This window comes from Streptomyces tanashiensis (assembly GCF_014648895.1).
GTDB lineage: Bacteria > Actinomycetota > Actinomycetes > Streptomycetales > Streptomycetaceae > Streptomyces > Streptomyces tanashiensis.
Genome location: NZ_BMRZ01000004.1, coordinates 1 through 17,241, shown reverse-complemented (window position 1 = coordinate 17,241; position 17,241 = coordinate 1). Strand labels below are relative to the sequence as shown.

Genomic DNA, 17,241 nt, shown 5'->3' with positions numbered 1-17,241 from the left:
TCAGGGACCGGACTGCGCATGGGGACCCTAAGCCAGCTCGGCGACGGTTGTCTAGACCAACTCTGCCACCCCGGCGGGGACCTTCGGAGCGATCCCGGGCCCCATAAGGGGCTCAACACGACACATCGAGCGGGCACTTGACAGATGCGTTGGTCTAAACCAATTCTTCTGAACGACGTGGCCGCCTGACCTCCGGCCACCGCCTCTGGAGGGACCCCATGACGACACCCGCCCCGCACCGACCCCCTCGCCTCCCCCATCTGCACCGGGCGGCGTCGGACCGGCCGTACTTCAGCGCGGACGGCGAGTCGTACCTCGCCCAGACCACCCTGCGGGAGCTGAAGAAGTCACGGCCGCTGAGGGTGCTGTCCGAGGAGGACTTCGCCCACTGGCAGACGTACGGCTACGTCGTCGTCCGCGAGGCGATCCCGGCCGAGGCCGCGCGGCGCCTGCTCGACTTCACCTGGGACTTCCAGGGACTCGACCCCGACCGTCCGGACAGCTGGTACGAGGACCGGCCGTTCCGCTCCGAACTGGACCAGCAGCTGCACGTGTACGGCTTCGTGGAGGCGTACCACCACCAGCTCCTCTGGGACAGCCGCCAGGCCCAGCGCGTGTACGACGCCTTCGTGGACGTGTGGGACTGCGAGGAGCTGTGGGTCACCCAGGACCGGCTCAACCTCAACCCGCCCAACGTGCGCAACCGCGACCGCGCCCTGATCGAGCCCACCGACCGGGGCTTCGACATCGAGCTGCACTGGGACATCGACACCACGCTCGGCGTGCCCCCGCAGCGCGTACAGGGCATCATCGCGCTCAACGACACCCGCCCGGAGTCCGGCGGATTCCAGTGCTGCCCGGAGCTCTTCCGGCGGTTCGAGGAGTGGAAGCTCGGCCAGCCGGCCGACCGGGACCCCATCCGCCCCGCCGTGGACCGGACGGAGTTCCCCGTCGTCCGCCCGGACCTGCGCCCCGGCGATCTGCTGATCTGGAACGGTCTCCTCGCCCACGGCGTGGCCCGCAACACCTCGACGGACCAGGTGCGGGCCGTGCAGTACCTGTCGATGATGCCGGCCCTGGAGGAGCACGCGAAGCTTCGGAAGTCCCGGGTCGAGTCCTGGCGGCACCTGCGCACCCCGCGCTGGAACCGCACCCTGGTCGGCGACCCCGTCCTGCACGAGTCCAAGCGCTACCCCACGGCCGCCCTGAACGAGCTCGGCAGCCGTCTCCTCGGGCTCACCTCCTGGAAGGACGCGGGCCGGGCCGCGGACGGGGACACCGGCACGAAGCCGGGCGAGGAGTCGGCGTGCGCCGCGTCTGCCTGACCCTGCCCACCCACCGCGCCTGCCCAGCGACGATCCGGGCGGTCGCGGAGGAAGCCGCCCACGGCGCCCGTCACTTCGGCGTCGAGGTGCACGTGCTGATCCTGGACTCCTCCGACGCCGCCGTCCTCGCCGGACACCGGCGGACGGTGGCCGCGCTGCCGCCGGCGCCCGGCGTGGTCGTCCACCACCTCGACGAGGCCGCCCAGCGGGCCTTCCTGTGCGAGGTGACCGTCCGCTCCGGCGTCGCCGAGCCGGACCGGACGCTCGCCCTGATGCTGCCGTCCCGCCTGTCCTACGGCGCCTGCACCGACCGGGCCTTCCTGTTCGCGGAGGCGCTCGGCTGCGCCTCGGTGCACCGCAGGGACTCCGACAGCCGCTACCAGTACCTCGACGGGGAGCCGGTCTTCCCCCTCCACCACGAGCTCACGGCCCTGGGCCGGCCGGCCGCCGAGGTGGCGGGGCTCGTCTCCCGGAGCAGGCTCGACCCCGCGTACGCGCACCGGCCGGTGGCCCTGGTCGGCGGCTCCTTCGTCGGCGAGATGTCCGTGGACGTCGAGGAGATCCGCCGACTCGACCCGCTCGTCTACGAGGAGGTCATCGGCCTCTCGGTCCCGGACGGCTATCCGGAGATCTGGCGCAGGAACCTGATCGCGGAATCGTTCCGGGGCGCCGGGACCGCCGCCTTCACCGGGGACCTCACCACGCTCACCACCGTCAGCCCCACGCGCGTCGACATGTGCAACGTCTCCCTCGCGCGCGAGGTGTACGCCCGGGTGCCGCTGCCGCCCGCCACCGACACCATCGGGAGCGACTACTTCCTCCTCCACCTGGTCCACGACGCCCGGCTGCCCGGCGTGCTGCACAACCGGCACATCGTCAACTTCCACACGGGTGAGCGGCGTTCCGACAGCGGCTTCCTCGCCTACCAGCTGCGCTTCGCGAAGTTCCTGCTCTCGGCCCCTCACCTGCACTCCGTGTACGCGGGGACGACGGCGGCCGGCGAGGCGCTGCTCGACACCGGGGGCGGGCTCCGCGCCTCCGCCGTCGCCGCCCTCGTCCGCGAGGGCGCTCGCGTCGACCCGCTGGAGAAGGCCGAGCGGCTCGACGTCGTCGACCGCTCCTACCGCAAGCTCGGCGGTCGCTACACCGAGGCCGCCGACTTCCTCGCCGGCCGGCGCGAGCGGCTCATCGACGAAGTCCGTGAGGACATGGAGGAGTTCGCCCTCCTGATCGACGCCTGGGCGGCGCTGGCCGGGGCGAGCGCGGACCACGAGACGTTCCCGGAGGGCGTCGCATGACGAAGACGTACACGGTCACCGTCCACTACGCGGGCGGGGAGCGGCGCCGGGGCCCCGTCACCATGGGCCAGGCCAACATGATCCGCTGCATGCTGCGGGACGAGCCCGAGCACATCAACATCCACGACGTGTGGCCCGTCCCCGAGGGAACCCCCACGGAGTCGGCGATCGACGCGCTGCGCGCCCTGGTGGTGCGGCACGAGGCACTGCGCACGACGTTCCCCCACGCGCCGGGCGAGGCACCCCGCGAGCAGGTCGTGGCGTCCGAGGGCGAGTTCACGGTCACGGTCGTCGACCACGCGGAACTCCCGGCGGACGCCGCCGGATACGCCGACTCCGTGGCCCGCCGGGGCCGCGTCGACCGTTTCCGCCTGGACCGCGACTTCGGACTCCGCGTCTCGCTCGTCGCCGTGGACGGCGCTCCGGTCTTCGTCGCCCTGGCGGCGAGCCACGCCGTGACGGACATCAGCGCCCTGTCCGTCCTGGAGGAGGACTGGCTCGGCCTGCTCGCCGGCCGGACGCTCCCCGCCGTGACGGCCTTCACCCCGCTCGACCTCGCCGCCGAGGAGGCGACCCCGGGCGGGCTCCGGAGGTCCGAGGCGTCGCTGCGGCACTGGGAGCGGATCATCCGCACCGGCCCGCAGGCGATGTTCGCGGAGCCGGGCGCCGTGGGCACCGAGATCGAGGCGGAGCAGCTGACGCTCCGCTCGCGGCGGGGCGCACAGGCGCTCGCCCTCGTCGCCGAGCGCACCGGAGGCCTGCCGTCCACGGTGCTGCTCACGGCCTGGTGCGCGCTCGTGGCCCACCGTACCGGCCAGTCCTCGTGCGTCGCCGCCGTCCCGACCTCCAACCGGTTCCTGCCCCGGCTCGCCCGCTCGGTGAACACCGTGTCCCAGGACGCGCTGCTCTCCCTCGACATGGGGGTGCCGTCCTTCGACGCCCTGCTGCGCAAGGCGTGGGGCGCGGCGCTCAACGCCTACCGGCACAGCCAGTTCGACGCGGTCCGCCTCTGGGACATGATCGACGCCGTCACCCACGAGCGCGGCAGCCGCTTCGCCCGCGACGTCGTCTTCAACGACGTCAGCACCCTCCCGGCGGCCCCGGCCGCGGAAAGCCCGGAACAGCCCGAACCCGACGTGGTCCGGGGGCCGGCGCAGGTCCTGCCGACCCGCGTCCTCACCTTCGTCCACGAGACGGCGCCCGTGCTCCGGCTCGGGATGTGGGTCGATCCCGCGCTGTTCACGCCGGACGAGTCCGAGGGCTTCCTGACCGGTCTGGTGCGGCTCCTGGAGGCGGCCGCGGTCGAGGACGTGCCGCTGGCGGCGCTCACCGAGGTGACGGGCGTCCGGCCGGTCGAGCGCGGCGCGGGCTGGTGCCGGGTGGACGGCTCGTGGGTGTCGCCGCCCGAGGTCGCGGACGTCCTGAGCGGGGCGCTGGGAGGCGTACCCGTGCACGTCGCCGACGATGCCTCGGAAGGGGACGGCCTCACGGCCTTCGTCGCCTGCGGCGGCACCCCGCTCACACCGGCGGAGGCGCACGCGGCGCTGATGGACGCCCTCCCCGGCCGCCCGGGAGTGCTGGCCCCACGCCGGTACGTGATCGTGCGGGACGCGCCGGCGGAGGCGGACCGGACCGGTGCGTGGCTGCGACTGCCGATTCTCAGGGAAGGGGCCGGCCGAGACCGGCGCATGTGACATGACGACGAATGACACGACCGTACAGCGGGAGCGGAACTCCCTTCCCAGCCCGTGGCGTTCCCCGCGCTTCCGGCTGTTCTTCACCGCCCGCAGCACCTCGCTCCTCGCCGACGGCATGCTGATGGTCTCGCTCACGACCGCCGTGCTCGGCGCGGGGTACGGAGCGGCCGGCGTCGGGTACGCGCTGGCCGCGTGGATGGCGCCGATCGTGCTCCTGGTGCTGTTCGGCGGCGTGTTCGCGGACCGGTTCACTCCCCAGGTGATGATGGTCGGCGCCGACGTGGTGCGGATGGTGGCCATGCTGGCGCTCGCGGCCCTCCTCGCCGTCGGCGACATGCGGCTGTGGCACATGATGGCGCTCCTCGCGCTCAGCGGCGCCGCGACCGCCATGTTCCAGCCGGGTCTGGCGAGCCTGGTGCCCCGGGTCGCCGAGGACATCCAGCGGGCCAACGCCCTGCTCCGCATCTCCGAGTCGATCTGCACCCTGCTCGGCCCCGGCCTCTCCGGCCTGCTCGTCGCCTACTGGGACGTCGCCGGGTCCTTCGTGGTCATCGCGGCCTTCTACGCGTGCAGCGCGCTCGGCCTCGCGCCGCTGCGGAAGCTCGGCACCGCCCGGGACGAGAGCGACGAACCGATCCTGCGGCGCCTCGCCACCGGATGGCACGAGTTCCGGTCCCGTTCCTGGCTGTGGGGCGTCATCGCCGTGTGGTCGGTCTACGGCCTGTTCGTCTTCGGCCCGGCCCTCCCGCTCGGCGCGGCGCTGCTCACCGAGCAGCACGGCGCGAGCGGTTACGGCTGGATCGCCTCAGCCGACGGCGCCGGCACGATCGTCGGCGGACTGCTCGGCATGCGGGTCCGGCCGAGCCGCCCGCTCGTCGCGGGCGCGTGCGCCATGTTCTTCTTCTCCCTCAACCCCCTGGCACCCGCCCTCGGGTGGTCGTTCACCCTGACGGCGCTCACCGGTGTGGTGGCCGGCTGCGGGTTCGCCTTCTGGGGCGTCATGTGGGCGACGAGCGTGCAGTCGCACATCCCGCTCGCGGTCCTGAGCCGCGTGTCCGCCTACGACGTCGCCGGATCCATCATGGTCATCCCGCTGGGCCGTGCCCTGTCCGGCCCGGCCGCCGAGAGCGTGGGCGCCGACCGGGTGCTGCTCTTCTCGTCCGTCATGGGCCTCGCGCTGATCGCCGTCATGCTCTCCGTGCCGGCCGTCCGCGCACTGCGCAGGGCACCGGAGGGGGCCGAGGACCGTCTCAGGCAGAGGTGAGCGCCATCGCCAGGGCCACCACCGCGAGCAGCGCGAGGTACGCGCACGCGTGGACGCGGTCCGGTATCCGCGGCGGACGGCGGCGGAGGACCGCGATGACCGGCAGGGCTCCGAGCAGAAGCGCCCCCGCCGCGTACGGATCCACCAGGCCGACCAGGCCGGTGCCGCTCGCCGGGACGGCCGGGGGCGGGGAGCCGGCGAGGGAGACCGCGACGGCCGGGAGCGCGACGGCGAGGGCGAGCGGGTTGGCCAGCGCGGTCGCCACCCGCATGGGATGACCGGCCCGGCGCATCGCGGGGACGGTCATCACGCTGCCGCCGACACCGAGGAAGGCGGCGACCGCGCCGATCGGGGCGCCGGCCGTGGCCGGCAGCGGCCGCGGATCCCGCTCCGGTGCCCTGCCGGTCCGGGTCGCGGGGCGGAGGAAGCCGGGCCGGAGCAGCAGGTCGAGGGCGGTCAGGGCGACGTACGCGACGAACGCCCAGCGGGCCAGGGCGGCCGGGGCGAAGCGGGACGCGTACGCCCCGGCCGCGGCGCCCACCGCCAGCAGGGGCAGCAGCGCGCCGGTGCCGCGCAGGGCGAGGAGCACGGAGCGCGGGGTGACGGCCGTGGCGAAGGCGGCGTTCACGACCATCACCAGGGCGGAGGTGGCGGTGGCCACCGGGAGGGCCGCCGTGCCGAGGGCGGCGTCGGCCCACACCACGACCGGGACCGCCACGAACCCTCCGCCGAAACCGAACAAGACCGTCGTCGCTCCGGTGAGGAGCCCGATCGCCATCAGTGTCACCACGTCCATGGGGTCAAGACCACCAGGTCGCACCCGGTTCCCGCATGCGATGGTCGGCAGGGTTCTTTCGCGTCTCGGCCAGTACGGTGGCCCGGTGAAGAACATCCCGCTGGACGACGTCGACCACCTCGACCGGGCGGTCCTGCCGATCGGCACCGACTATCCGGCCGGGCGGGTCCTGGACTGGCACGAGCACCGGCGGGCGCAGTTCCTCTACGGGGCGACCGGGGTGATGGTCGTCGACACCGCCGACGGCACGTGGACGGTCCCGCCCGAGCGGGCCGTCCTGATCCCGGCCGCCACCCCGCACCGGGTCCGGATGCTGGGCGTGAGCACGCGCAGCCTGTACGTGGAGCCGGGCGCCGTTCCCTGGTGGCCGGCGCGCTGCACGGTCGTGGACGTGCCGCCGCTCCTGCGCGAACTGCTGCTCGCGGCCGTCGAGTTCCCGGCGGACTACAGCCTGTCGGGGCGGGAGGGCGCCCTCGCGACGCTGCTGCTGCACGAGATCGCCGCGCGCTCCCCGCTCCCCTTCCACGTCGGGATCCCCTCCTCCGGGGACCTCGCGGCGCTGTGCCGGGAGTACCTGGCCGCCCCGGACGCGGCTGTCACCAACACCGACTGGGCGGCCAGGACCGCCCTGAGCGAGCGGGCGTTCACCCGGCGCTTCCGCGCGGAGACGGGCGAGAGCCCCGCCGTCTGGCGGTCCCGCGCCCGGCTCCTGGCGGCCGTGCCCCTGCTGCGTACCGCCTCGGTCAGCGCGGTCTCGGGCCGCCTGGGGTACTCCTCCCCGGCCGCGTTCACGGCCGCGTTCACGCGGGCCTTCGGCATGCCGCCGTCCCGGTTCGCGGCGGGCCGGGGCTGACGTCAGCGGGGGTTGTTCGCGTGGGTGAGGGTCTCCCAGGCGACGAAGAGGTTGTTCGTGCCCGCCGGCCGGCCCGCCTCGGTGAACTTCCGGGTGTTCGTCATCGCGTACCCGAGACGGCCGTTCAGCGCGTTGAAACCGACCTCGGTGACGGGTCCCAGGTGGTCCTTGAGGGTGCCGCCGCAGAGCCAGGACGGGACGGGTTCGCCGAGCTCGTACCTGGCCTGGAGGCCGAGGGCGTGGCGCAGCCGGTCGGCGACCTCGGGGTAGAGGTCCTGGCCCTGGATGCGGCTCGTCTCGGCGATGTGCGAGATCGCGGAGAGGCCGTATCCGGTGTGGGTGAGGTCGCGGCAGGTCTCCTGGGTGAGCCCGTCGACGAAGGTGGTCTGCCCCTGCCAGTACCGGACGAGCTCGTCGCGGGTGTCGAGCCCGCTGCCGGGCGCCGCCTTCGGCAGGGCGCCGTCGCTCGCGAGGTAGATGTACGCGGGGACCCGGCCGCGGAACTTGGCGACCGCCTTGTCGTAGGCGGCGCGGTCCTCCAGGAAGACGGCGATGCCGAGGGCCGCCTCGGTCATGCTGAGTTCCCAGTTGCCGTTGGAGTGGGAGCCGTTGGTCACCTCGGGGAGGTAGACGGTGCGGAGCATGGTCTTGAAGCGGTCGACGCGGGCCTGCGGCCAGCCGGTGTAGGTGTACCGGATGATCTCGGCGGCCCGCGGCCAGGAGGAGCCCGCCCAGCCCGTCTGGAGGGGCGCGTTGGAGTTGGTGTGGTCCGTGATCACGCCGGACCAGGCGTCCATGATCTCGATCGCCTTCTCGGCGTACCGGCTGTCCCGGGTGACGTACCAGGCCAGGGAGAGCGTGTACGCGGCGAGGGCGTCCTCGCGCTCGTCGGTGCAGCCGAGGTTGGGGTTCGAGTAGGAGCCGCACTCGACGACCGCCCGGGGCTTGGGGACCCGGGCGAGCGAGGCGTACTTGCTCGCCGTCATCCGGTCGAAGGCGTCCTTCCAGGGCTGCGCCCCGGCGGTGACCTTCTCCCGGGTGAAGTCGAGCTGTCCTCGGGAGACCAGGACGCCGGGGTGGACGAACGCGGCCGGGGCGGCTTCGGCACGGCCGCCTCCGGGGGCGGCCACCAGTGTGGCCAGAAGGCCGGCGAGGAGCAGGGGGGCGGTGAACCATCGAGTCATGGAGTTACCCCTTCTTCATGTATGTGAACGGGCGAGGGTTGTCGAGGGTGGAACCTAAAGGTCTGCACCAGTGGCGTCAAGAAGGCCCGTTCACGCGGAGCCGGCCTCGCAGGCCGGGCGCGAGGCCCGCACACCTACACCCTCTGTTCATGTCCGTGAATCCGCTGGAGAGCGTCACGGTGGCCCGTGTCACGAGGGCGGGTCCGGCTTCCGTACGATTCCCCACGTTGCCACTCATACGTCTGAAGGAGATCCCCATGGCCCAGGTCACGCTGAAGGGCAGCCCCGTGCAGGTCAACGGCGCTCTGCCGGCCCCCGGCAGCCAGGCCCCCGACTTCACGCTCGTCGCCGAGGGACTGGCGGACAAGTCGCTCAAGGACTTCGCCGGTGTGCGCAAGGTCCTCAACATCTTCCCGAGCGTCGACACGCCGACGTGCGCCTCCTCGGTCCGCGCCTTCAACGAGAAGGCCGCGCAGCTGGACAACACGGTCGTCCTCTGCATCTCCGCCGACCTGCCCTTCGCCCAGGCCCGCTTCTGCGGCGCCGAGGGCCTGGAGAACGTCAAGAACCTCTCGACGCTCCGCGGCCGTGAGTTCCACACCAACTACGGCGTGGAGATCGCGGACGGCCCGCTGGCCGGTCTGACCGCCCGCGCCGTCGTCGTCCTCGACGAGAACGACACGGTGCTGCACGCGCAGCTCGTGGGCGAGATCGCCGACGAGCCGGGCTACGACGAGGCGCTCGCCGCCCTGAAGTAGTCGCCGCCGCGGCAGGACACACGGAGGGGCCCTCCACCGACACCGGTGGAGGGCCCCTCTCGCATGCGCTCAGGCGCAGCCCGGGCAGAGCCCCCGGTACGTCACGTCCGCCGCCGACACCGTGAAGCCGAACCGCTCCGCGGGCGGCAGGACGGCGAGCGGATCCCCCGTCGGGTGGACGTCGCGGATGATCCCGCAGTCCGAGCAGACCAGGTGCTGGTGGGGGTGGTGCGCGTTCGGGTCGTAGCGCTTGGCCCGGCCGTCCGTCGACAGCTCGACGACCTCCCCCAGGGCGACCAGCTCGCCCAGGGTGTTGTAGACCGTGGCCCGCGCGATCTCCGGCAGGCGCGTCACCGCGCGCGCGTGGACCTCGTCCGCCGTGAGGTGCACGTGGTCCCCGGCCAGGACCTCGGCGACGACCCGGCGCTGGGACGTCATCCGCCAGCCACGCGCGCGCAGCCGCTCCAGCAGGTCACTCATCTCTCACCCCGTCTTCATCGGCAAACTTGGCGTGGTTCTTGACTTGGACAACGTCCATCGTAGGATCGGTTTCGTAAATGGCCAAGGGACAGGAAGACTCCAGCACGGCGGGAGAAGCACACGTGAGACCCGCGCCAGGCCCGTCCGCCGAACGCACTTCCTGAGCACTGTGATCCGCCAGGTCCGGAAGGATTCCCATGTCTGAGAACCACGAAGCAACCGCCACCGACGCGAAGGCGGAGGGCGCGGGCGGCTGCCCGGTCGCGCACGGGCGCGCCGCCCACCCCACCCAGAGCGGTGGCAACAGTCAGTGGTGGCCGAACCGGCTGAACCTGAAGATCCTCGCCAAGAACCCCGCCGTGGCCAACCCGCTCGGTGAGGGCTTCGACTACGCGCAGGCCTTCGAGAGCCTCGACCTCCCCGCCGTGAAGCGGGACATCGCCGAGGTCCTGACCACCTCGCAGGACTGGTGGCCCGCCGACTTCGGCCACTACGGCCCGTTCATGATCCGGATGGCCTGGCACAGCGCCGGCACCTACCGCATCAGCGACGGCCGCGGCGGCGCCGGCGCCGGCCAGCAGCGCTTCGCGCCGCTGAACAGCTGGCCGGACAACGGCAACCTGGACAAGGCACGCCGTCTGCTCTGGCCGGTGAAGAAGAAGTACGGCCAGAACCTCTCCTGGGCCGACCTCATGATCCTCGCGGGCAACGTCGCCCTGGAGTCGATGGGCTTCGAGACCTTCGGCTTCGCCGGCGGCCGCGCGGACGTGTGGGAGCCCGACGAGGACGTCTACTGGGGCCCGGAGACCACCTGGCTCGGCGACGAGCGCTACACCGGCGACCGCGAGCTGGAGAACCCGCTCGGCGCGGTGCAGATGGGCCTCATCTACGTCAACCCGGAGGGCCCGAACGCCAACCCGGACCCGATCACCGCGGCCCGCGACATCCGCGAGACCTTCCGCCGCATGGCGATGAACGACGAGGAGACCGTCGCCCTCATCGCGGGCGGCCACACCTTCGGCAAGACCCACGGCGCCGGCCCGGCGGACCACGTGGGCGCGGACCCGGAGGCCGCCTCCCTGGAGGAGCAGGGCTTCGGCTGGAAGAGCACCTTCCGCACCGGCAAGGGCCCGGACGCCATCACCAGCGGTCTGGAGGTCACCTGGACCACCACGCCGACCCAGTGGGGCAACGGCTTCTTCAAGAACCTCTTCGAGTACGAGTACGAGCTGACCAAGAGCCCGGCCGGCGCCCACCAGTGGGTCGCCAAGAACGCCGAGGCGATCATCCCGGACGCGTACGACCCGGAGAAGAAGCACCTCCCGACCATGCTCACCACCGACCTGTCGCTGCGCTTCGACCCGGTCTACGAGCAGATCTCGCGCCGCTTCTACGAGAACCCGGCCGAGTTCGCGGACGCCTTCGCCCGCGCCTGGTACAAGCTCACCCACCGCGACATGGGCCCGGTCGTGCGCTACCTCGGCTCCGAGGTCCCGTCCGAGGAGCTCCTCTGGCAGGACCCGCTGCCGGCCCGCACCGGCGAGCTCGTCGACGCCGCGGACATCGCCTCCCTCAAGGAGAAGATCCTCGGCTCGGACCTCACGGTCACCCAGCTGGTCTCGGCCGCCTGGGCCGCCGCCTCCTCCTTCCGCGGCAGCGACAAGCGCGGTGGCGCCAACGGCGGTCGCATCCGCCTGGAGCCGCAGCGCAACTGGGAGGTCAACAACCCGGACGAGCTGGCCCAGGTGCTGCGCGTCCTGGAGGGCGTCAAGGAGTCCTTCGACTCCGCGCAGAGCGGCGGCAAGCAGGTCTCCCTCGCTGACCTGGTCGTCCTCGCGGGCGTCGCCGCGGTCGAGAAGGCGGCCGCCGACGCCGGTCACTCCGTCGAGGTCCCGTTCACGCCGGGCCGTGTGGACGCCGCCCAGGAGCAGACGGACGTCGAGTCCTTCGCCGCCCTGGAGCCGGCCGCGGACGGCTTCCGCAACTTCCTCGGCAAGGGCAACCGCCTCCCCGCCGAGTACCTGCTCATCGACCGGGCGAACCTGCTCACCCTGAGCGCGCCCGAGCTGACGGTCCTCGTCGGCGGTCTGCGCGTCCTCGGCGTCACGCAGCCGCAGTCCTCGCTCGGTGTCCTCACGGAGACGCCGGGCAAGCTGACGAACGACTTCTTCGCCAACCTGCTCGACCTGGGCACGGAGTGGAAGTCCACCTCCGAGGACCAGACCACGTTCGAGGGCCGTGACACGGCCACCGGCGCGGTCAAGTGGACGGGCAGCCGCGCCGACCTCGTCTTCGGCTCCAACAGCGAGCTGCGCGCGCTGGCCGAGGTCTACGCGAGCGACGACGCGAAGGAGAAGTTCGTGAAGGACTTCGTGTCGGCGTGGGACAAGGTGATGAACCTGGACCGGTTCGACATCGCCTGACCGTCACCGTGACACCGGGGCCGGCCCGGGTGGCTTCCACGCCACCCGGGCCGGCCCTCTTCGTGCCGACACCCCTCCCTCGTCTCCTTTCTGACGCCGCATGAGACAACCGACGGGTGTCCCGCACCGTCCTCACGAGACGAGAGGGGCGCCGAGGAGCCGGGAATCCGGCCCCTGCCGGTGCTCCGACGACTCCGATCGTGAGGAAGACCGCTTTGATACGTGTCACACGCGGCGTGACCACCGCCGTGGCGTTACTCGCACTGACGGCGGGGGCACCCTGGCCCGCGTCCGCCCAGCCCTCGCCCGCGTCACCGCAGCCCGGTCCGCCGCCGGCGGCGTCCCCGGAGAGCCGCCTCGGGGAGCTCACCCTCCCCGAGGGCTGGCAGGTCACCGGGAGCGGCGCGGGCAGGCAGCTGGTCTGGACGTCGCCCGAGCGCATACCCGCGGGTGACGCCCGCGTCGAGTTCCACGCCGGCGACCGGCTCCTCGGCCGCCCGCTCCCCCGGCCGGACGGGCGCTCCTTCGCCCTGCCCCTCGGCGACGCACGGCTGACCGAGGGCACGCAGCTGCGGGTGACGGCCGGCGGACGGCGGCTCGACACGCCGGGCCGCGCCGGCGCCGCGAGCGAGCGTCCCCCCGCCCCCGCCGCCGCACCGGAGGCCCCGCTTCCCGCGAACCCGGTCGACCCCGGCGTGCCGGGCCGCTACCGGACCGTCAGCGGCGAGTACGCCCTGAACTCCGTACGCCTGCCCGGCTTCCCGGAGCCCGTCGAGATGCGCGCCACGGTCGTCGGCCCGGCCGGAGCGCCGGGGAAGCGGCCGGTGGCCCTCTTCCTGCACGGCCGCCACGACACCTGCTACACCCCGGGAACGGAGGACGTCCGGTTCACCTGGCCGTGCCCCGCGGGCACCCGGCCGATACCCAGCAAGCAGGGATACCTCCGCGCCCAGCGTCTGCTGGCCTCCCAGGGGTACGTGACGCTGTCCATCGCCGCGAACGGCATCAACGGCCAGGACTGGCAGGCCGAGGACGGCGGCGCCCAGGCCCGCTCCTCCCTGGTCCGGCTGCACCTCGCCCGCTGGGCGGACTGGGCCGCGAACCGGGCCTCCGCCCCGGCGGCCGTACGGAAGACCTCGTCCGCCGACCTCTCGCGGGTCCTCCTCGTCGGCCACTCCCGGGGAGGAGAGGGCGTCAACCGGGCCGCGACCGACAGCCTGAACCCGCCGCCCGCCGCCCAGGACGGCTACCGGGGTCCCGTGCGGTGGAAGATCCGCGGCAACGTCCTGATCGGGCCCACGGTGTTCGGCCAGAACCCGGCCCCCGACGTTCCCTCCACGACGATCCTGCCGGGCTGCGACGGCGACGTGTCCGACCTCCAGGGCCAGATCTACGTCGACGGCACCCGCGGCGTCAGCCGGGGCGCGGCCCTGCACAGCGCGGCCTACGTGATCGGCGCCAACCACAACTTCTTCAACAGCGAGTGGACCCCCGGGCAGGCGAAGGCCCCTGCCATCGACGACTTCTCCTCCGACGACGGGACCGACCCGGTCTGCTCCCCCGGCACGGCGACCCGGCTGACGGCCACCCAGCAGCAGGCGGCCGGCGCCACCTACATCGCGGCGTCCGCCCGGCTGTTCGTCGGGGGCGACGACGCGGTCCGGCCGCTGCTCGACGGCACCGGCCGCCGCGCGCCCTCGGCCGGACCCGCGCGGGTCCTCACCCACGCCGTCGGCGCGCACCGCGCGCCCGCGTTCCTGCCGGGCTCCTCGGTCACCGTCTCCGGCGGCGGCCGGCTGTGCGCCCAGGTCGACCCCGACGCCGCCCGGGCCTGTCTGTCGCCCGAGGAGGGCTGGTCGCCGCACTTCGCCTCCTGGGAGGCGTCTCCCGAGCCCGGCCGCGACGCCGTGGCGATGAAGTGGACGGGCCGGGGAAACCGGGTCGATGTCCGCTCGGCCCGGCCGGTCTCCCTCGCGGGCGCCGGGTCCCTGGCGCTGCGCGTGATCGTCCCGCCCAACAGCTCCGGCACCGAACTGGACGTCGCCGTGACCGACGCCTCGGGCCGCCGTGCGGCCCTGGGCCGTACCCGGGTCGACGGACTGCCGGGCAGCCCGCGCACCGCCGCGTACTGGAGCCGCGAGGTCCGCGTGCCGCTGTCCGCCGCCACTCGGGCGGGCCTGGACCTGAAGCGGATCTCGACCCTCGAACTGACCCCGCGCGGCGGCGCCGGCAGGGCCTGGCTCATGGACGCCTGGGGCTGGCGCCCCGGCACTCCGGCGGTCGCCCCCGCACCCCTCGCGCGCGTCGACGTCGGCCGTCTGACCGTCGCGGAGGGCGACTCCGGGGTCCGGACCTACCGGGTGCCGGTGACGGTCACCGGACAGGGCAGCGGGCAGGTCCGCCTGTTCGTCCCGGCGCCGGACGGCGACACGGTCACGTCCCGCACGGTGACGGTGCGTCCGGGACGCCATGACATCGACGTGCCGGTCCAGGTGCGGGGCAACACGCGCTTCGGCTACGACGTGCGGCACGACGCGTTCGTCAAGGCGGTGCGCGGCACCGTGGTCGGAGCACACCGGGGCGGTGTGACAGCGCGGAACGACGACGCCATGCCCACCGTGCGCCTGACGCCCGTCGCGGACGACGTGACCGAGGGCTCGGCCCTGAACTGGCGGGTGGCGCTCTCCGCGCCGGCCGACGTCGAGATCTCCGGCGGCATCCTCCTCAAGCCGGTGACCGACGGCCCGGAACTGTCCACGGCGGACATCGACCCGGCCTGGCTGGAGGCGCAGTTCGGCGAGGTGCCGACTCCCGCGAGGCCGCTGTCCGGGGTGGTGGAGGGCGGCACCAGCCTGTGGTTCTCCGTCCCCGCCGGGGAGACGAGCACCCAGGTGACCGTGCCCACCGTCCGGGACGGGGTCGCGGAGCCGACGGAATCCCTCCGGGCCGCGCTGTTCACGTACGACGACTCCTGGGAGCCGGTCCCCGGCCCGGAGTTCACGGGCAGGGTGCGGGACGCGGCATGAGCTGACACGCCTGCGTCACACCATGGCGCCATGTGGCACCACCCGGTGCCACATGGCGCCATTTCGCATCACCAGATGCAGCCGCACCCATCTGACACCACGGCCACCCCTGCACATGGCGCGACGTTCTCACAGGTCAGAACAGGTGCACAGAGATATCGCCCCAACGACCCCGCCCGTACGCTTGCGCGTGGCGCCATAGTGATGCCATGATGACGTCATGGACCTCACCCCGTATGTCGACACCCTCCGCCGCGAACTCGCGGTGGCCGCCGAAGCCGGCGGCGAAGAGGCGCGCGAGCTGGCCGAGCGGCTCACCGCCCCCCTGGAGTCGGCGGCCCGGCTGACCATGCTCAACGTGCTCTCCGCCGCGACGGACGAGATCACCCGCGAGCTCGCCCCCGGCTCGGTCGACGTACGGCTCCGGGGCCTCGACCCCGACTTCGTGGTGTCGCTCCCGCCCACCGGCGACAGCGCCCCCGCGGAGCCGGAGGCCGCCGAACCGCTCCCGGCCCCGGCCCTCGTCGAAGGCGACGAGGGAGGCACCGCCCGCGTCAACCTGCGCCTGCCGGCCCACCTGAAGACCCGTGCCGAGGAGGCCGCGGCCCGCGAGGGCCTGTCGGTCAACGCCTGGCTGGTGCGCGCCGTGTCGGCCGCGGTCGGCGGCGGCACCCGACCGCGGACGCCGGAGAAGCCCCAGACCGTCGGACAGAGCATCACCGGCTGGGTGCGCTAGCCACGCCACCGGCCCGCACCACTTCACCCACATCACGTCCCACCTGCGGGGACGACCTGAAGACTCACGAGGACGGGACAGCCATGCCTTCTTTCGACACTCCCGAACCGATCTCGGCCACGGCGCGCGTGGAGGCCGGTTCCATCCAGTTCATCGCGGGCGACCGCGCCGACACCGTCGTCGAGGTGCGGGCGCGCAACCCGAAGAAGGACCTGGATGTGCGGACGGCCGACCAGACCGAGGTCTCGTACGCGGCCGGCGCACTGACCGTCAGGACGCCCAAGTCCAACATGTTCGGCCGCACCGGCGTCGTCGACGTCACGGTCGAACTGCCCGCCGACTCCCGGGTCGAGCTGACCGGCGCCTGGACCCAGGTCCTCGGCGAGGGCCGGCTCGGGGAGGTCCGCGTGAAGACCTCGTCCGGAGACGCCCGCTTCGACACCACCGGCCCGCTGCACCTGACCGCCTCGCACGGCTCCATCACCGTGGACCGGGTCGAGGGCAAGGCCGAGATCACCACCAGCTCCGGCAGCCTGCGCGTCGGCCTCGTGGACGGGCCCGCCGTCCTGAAGAACTCGCACGGCACCACGACCGTCCGCGCCGTGACCGGCGACCTGCGGGTGAGCGGCGCCAACGGCGACATCGAGGTCGGCCGCGCCGAGGCCTCGGTCGTCGCCACCACCGCCCACGGCACCCTGCGCATCGGCGAGGTGGCGAGCGGCGCCGTCCAGCTGGAGACCTCCTACGGAGCGATCGAGGTCGGCATCCGCGAGGGGGTCGCCGCCTGGCTCGACGCCCACTCGACCTCCGGACAGGTGCGCAACGGGCTCACCGCGTCCGAGACCCCCGGGAAGGCCGAGGACACCGTCGAGGTCCGCGCCCGCACCAAGCACGGCAACATCGACATCCGCCGCGCCAAGGCCTGAGCCCCACCCCCTCGGCGGGCCCGCCGTCTCCCCCACCTCCTCGGCCGGCCCGCCCCTCCCCCACCCCCGCAGTCTCCACCCTTCGATCGGAGGACCCCATGCCTTCTTCTGTCATGTCCATGCCTAGCCAGGCGGACGGTCGGCCGTCCCCGGCGGCCGTCTCCGCCGTCGGCCTGCGCAAGTCCTACGGCGACAAGACCGTCCTCGACGGCATCGACCTGACCGTCCCCGAAGGTTCGGTCTTCGCCCTGCTCGGTCCGAACGGCGCGGGCAAGACGACCGCGGTGAAGATCCTGTCGACGCTCATCACCGCGGACGCCGGCGAGGTCCGGGTGGCGGGCCACGACCTGGCCGCCACACCGCAGGCGGTGCGTGCCGCGATCGGGGTCACGGGCCAGTTCTCGGCCGTCGACGGGCTGATCACGGGCGAGGAGAACATGCTGCTGATGGCGGACCTGAACCACCTGTCCAAGAA

At 73.0% G+C, this 17,241-nt stretch carries 14 protein-coding genes; 11 read left to right on the top strand and 3 right to left on the bottom strand.

Annotated elements, in window-relative coordinates:
- The first annotated feature begins 218 nt into the window (after positions 1-218).
- The 4 genes from IE237_RS15790 to IE237_RS15775 are packed head-to-tail and all read left to right on the top strand — an operon-like array spanning position 219 to position 5,584.
- Positions 219-1,325 carry a phytanoyl-CoA dioxygenase family protein gene (locus IE237_RS15790; protein ID WP_189802611.1) on the top strand — a complete coding sequence of 369 codons (1,107 nt, stop codon included), beginning with the start codon at positions 219-221 and terminating at the stop codon, positions 1,323-1,325.
- The gene (locus tag IE237_RS15785) at positions 1,307-2,623 is read left to right on the top strand and encodes a DUF6271 family protein (protein WP_189802610.1); all 1,317 of its coding nucleotides are present in this window, start codon (positions 1,307-1,309) and stop codon (positions 2,621-2,623) included. Before IE237_RS15790 ends, IE237_RS15785 begins: the two co-directional genes overlap by 19 nt.
- Positions 2,620-4,317 (top strand): condensation domain-containing protein, encoded by a 1,698-nt coding sequence (locus IE237_RS15780; RefSeq protein WP_189802609.1) that lies wholly within the window; start codon positions 2,620-2,622, stop codon positions 4,315-4,317. Before IE237_RS15785 ends, IE237_RS15780 begins: the two co-directional genes overlap by 4 nt.
- Position 4,318: 1 nt before the next feature.
- Entirely contained in the window at positions 4,319-5,584 is a 1,266-nt protein-coding gene (locus IE237_RS15775; protein WP_189802608.1) for an MFS transporter, read from the top strand.
- Here the strand turns inward: IE237_RS15775 and IE237_RS15770 are convergent.
- Positions 5,571-6,380 (bottom strand): sulfite exporter TauE/SafE family protein, encoded by an 810-nt coding sequence (locus IE237_RS15770; RefSeq protein WP_229842699.1) that lies wholly within the window; start codon positions 6,378-6,380, stop codon positions 5,571-5,573. The genes IE237_RS15775 and IE237_RS15770 overlap by 14 nt on opposite strands.
- A gap of 85 nt (positions 6,381-6,465) precedes the next feature.
- Between IE237_RS15770 and IE237_RS15765 the strand changes: the two genes are divergently transcribed.
- Entirely contained in the window at positions 6,466-7,233 is a 768-nt protein-coding gene (locus tag IE237_RS15765; protein ID WP_189802607.1) for an AraC family transcriptional regulator, read from the top strand.
- A gap of 2 nt (positions 7,234-7,235) precedes the next feature.
- On the opposite strand, the gene IE237_RS15760 is transcribed toward IE237_RS15765, so the two are convergent.
- Entirely contained in the window at positions 7,236-8,417 is a 1,182-nt protein-coding gene (locus tag IE237_RS15760) for an alginate lyase family protein (RefSeq protein WP_189802606.1), read from the bottom strand.
- Positions 8,418-8,674: 257 nt separating this feature from the next.
- Here IE237_RS15760 and tpx point away from each other — a divergent pair, with 257 nt between their 5' ends.
- On the top strand, positions 8,675-9,175 hold the full coding sequence (gene tpx / locus IE237_RS15755) for a thiol peroxidase (protein WP_189802605.1): 501 nt from the start codon (positions 8,675-8,677) through the stop codon (positions 9,173-9,175).
- A 69-nt stretch (positions 9,176-9,244) separates the two neighbouring features.
- Here tpx and IE237_RS15750 read toward each other — a convergent pair whose 3' ends face one another.
- Positions 9,245-9,655, bottom strand: a complete 411-nt coding sequence (locus tag IE237_RS15750; RefSeq protein WP_189802604.1) for a Fur family transcriptional regulator — start codon at positions 9,653-9,655, stop codon at positions 9,245-9,247.
- Between the two features lie 197 nt (positions 9,656-9,852).
- Here IE237_RS15750 and katG point away from each other — a divergent pair, with 197 nt between their 5' ends.
- From katG to IE237_RS15725, 5 genes are all read left to right on the top strand, one after another.
- On the top strand, positions 9,853-12,078 hold the full coding sequence (gene katG / locus IE237_RS15745; protein WP_189802603.1) for a catalase/peroxidase HPI: 2,226 nt from the start codon (positions 9,853-9,855) through the stop codon (positions 12,076-12,078).
- Between the two features lie 215 nt (positions 12,079-12,293).
- Entirely contained in the window at positions 12,294-15,104 is a 2,811-nt protein-coding gene (locus tag IE237_RS15740) for a S9 family peptidase (RefSeq protein ID WP_189802602.1), read from the top strand.
- Between the two features lie 220 nt (positions 15,105-15,324).
- The gene (locus tag IE237_RS15735) at positions 15,325-15,840 is read left to right on the top strand and encodes a toxin-antitoxin system HicB family antitoxin (RefSeq protein WP_189802601.1); all 516 of its coding nucleotides are present in this window, start codon (positions 15,325-15,327) and stop codon (positions 15,838-15,840) included.
- Between the two features lie 83 nt (positions 15,841-15,923).
- The gene (locus IE237_RS15730; protein ID WP_189802600.1) at positions 15,924-16,766 is read left to right on the top strand and encodes a DUF4097 family beta strand repeat-containing protein; all 843 of its coding nucleotides are present in this window, start codon (positions 15,924-15,926) and stop codon (positions 16,764-16,766) included.
- 98 nt (positions 16,767-16,864) lie between these two features.
- On the top strand, positions 16,865-17,241 hold a 377-nt coding region (locus IE237_RS15725; RefSeq protein ID WP_189802599.1), incomplete at its 3' end, for an ATP-binding cassette domain-containing protein.

Bases quoted from the DNA above. Each gene is read 5' to 3' on its own strand.
- IE237_RS15790 (WP_189802611.1), top strand. From the start codon at position 219: ATGACGACACCCGCCCCGCACCGACCCCCTCGCCTCCCCCATCTGCAC.
- IE237_RS15780 (WP_189802609.1), top strand. From the start codon at position 2,620: ATGACGAAGACGTACACGGTCACCGTCCACTACGCGGGCGGGGAGCGG.
- IE237_RS15775 (WP_189802608.1), top strand. From the start codon at position 4,319: ATGACGACGAATGACACGACCGTACAGCGGGAGCGGAACTCCCTTCCC.
- IE237_RS15770 (WP_229842699.1), bottom strand. From the start codon at position 6,380: ATGGACGTGGTGACACTGATGGCGATCGGGCTCCTCACCGGAGCGACG.
- IE237_RS15760 (WP_189802606.1), bottom strand. From the start codon at position 8,417: ATGACTCGATGGTTCACCGCCCCCCTGCTCCTCGCCGGCCTTCTGGCC.
- tpx (WP_189802605.1), top strand. From the start codon at position 8,675: ATGGCCCAGGTCACGCTGAAGGGCAGCCCCGTGCAGGTCAACGGCGCT.
- IE237_RS15750 (WP_189802604.1), bottom strand. From the start codon at position 9,655: ATGAGTGACCTGCTGGAGCGGCTGCGCGCGCGTGGCTGGCGGATGACG.
- katG (WP_189802603.1), top strand. From the start codon at position 9,853: ATGTCTGAGAACCACGAAGCAACCGCCACCGACGCGAAGGCGGAGGGC.
- IE237_RS15735 (WP_189802601.1), top strand. From the start codon at position 15,325: ATGGACCTCACCCCGTATGTCGACACCCTCCGCCGCGAACTCGCGGTG.
- IE237_RS15730 (WP_189802600.1), top strand. From the start codon at position 15,924: ATGCCTTCTTTCGACACTCCCGAACCGATCTCGGCCACGGCGCGCGTG.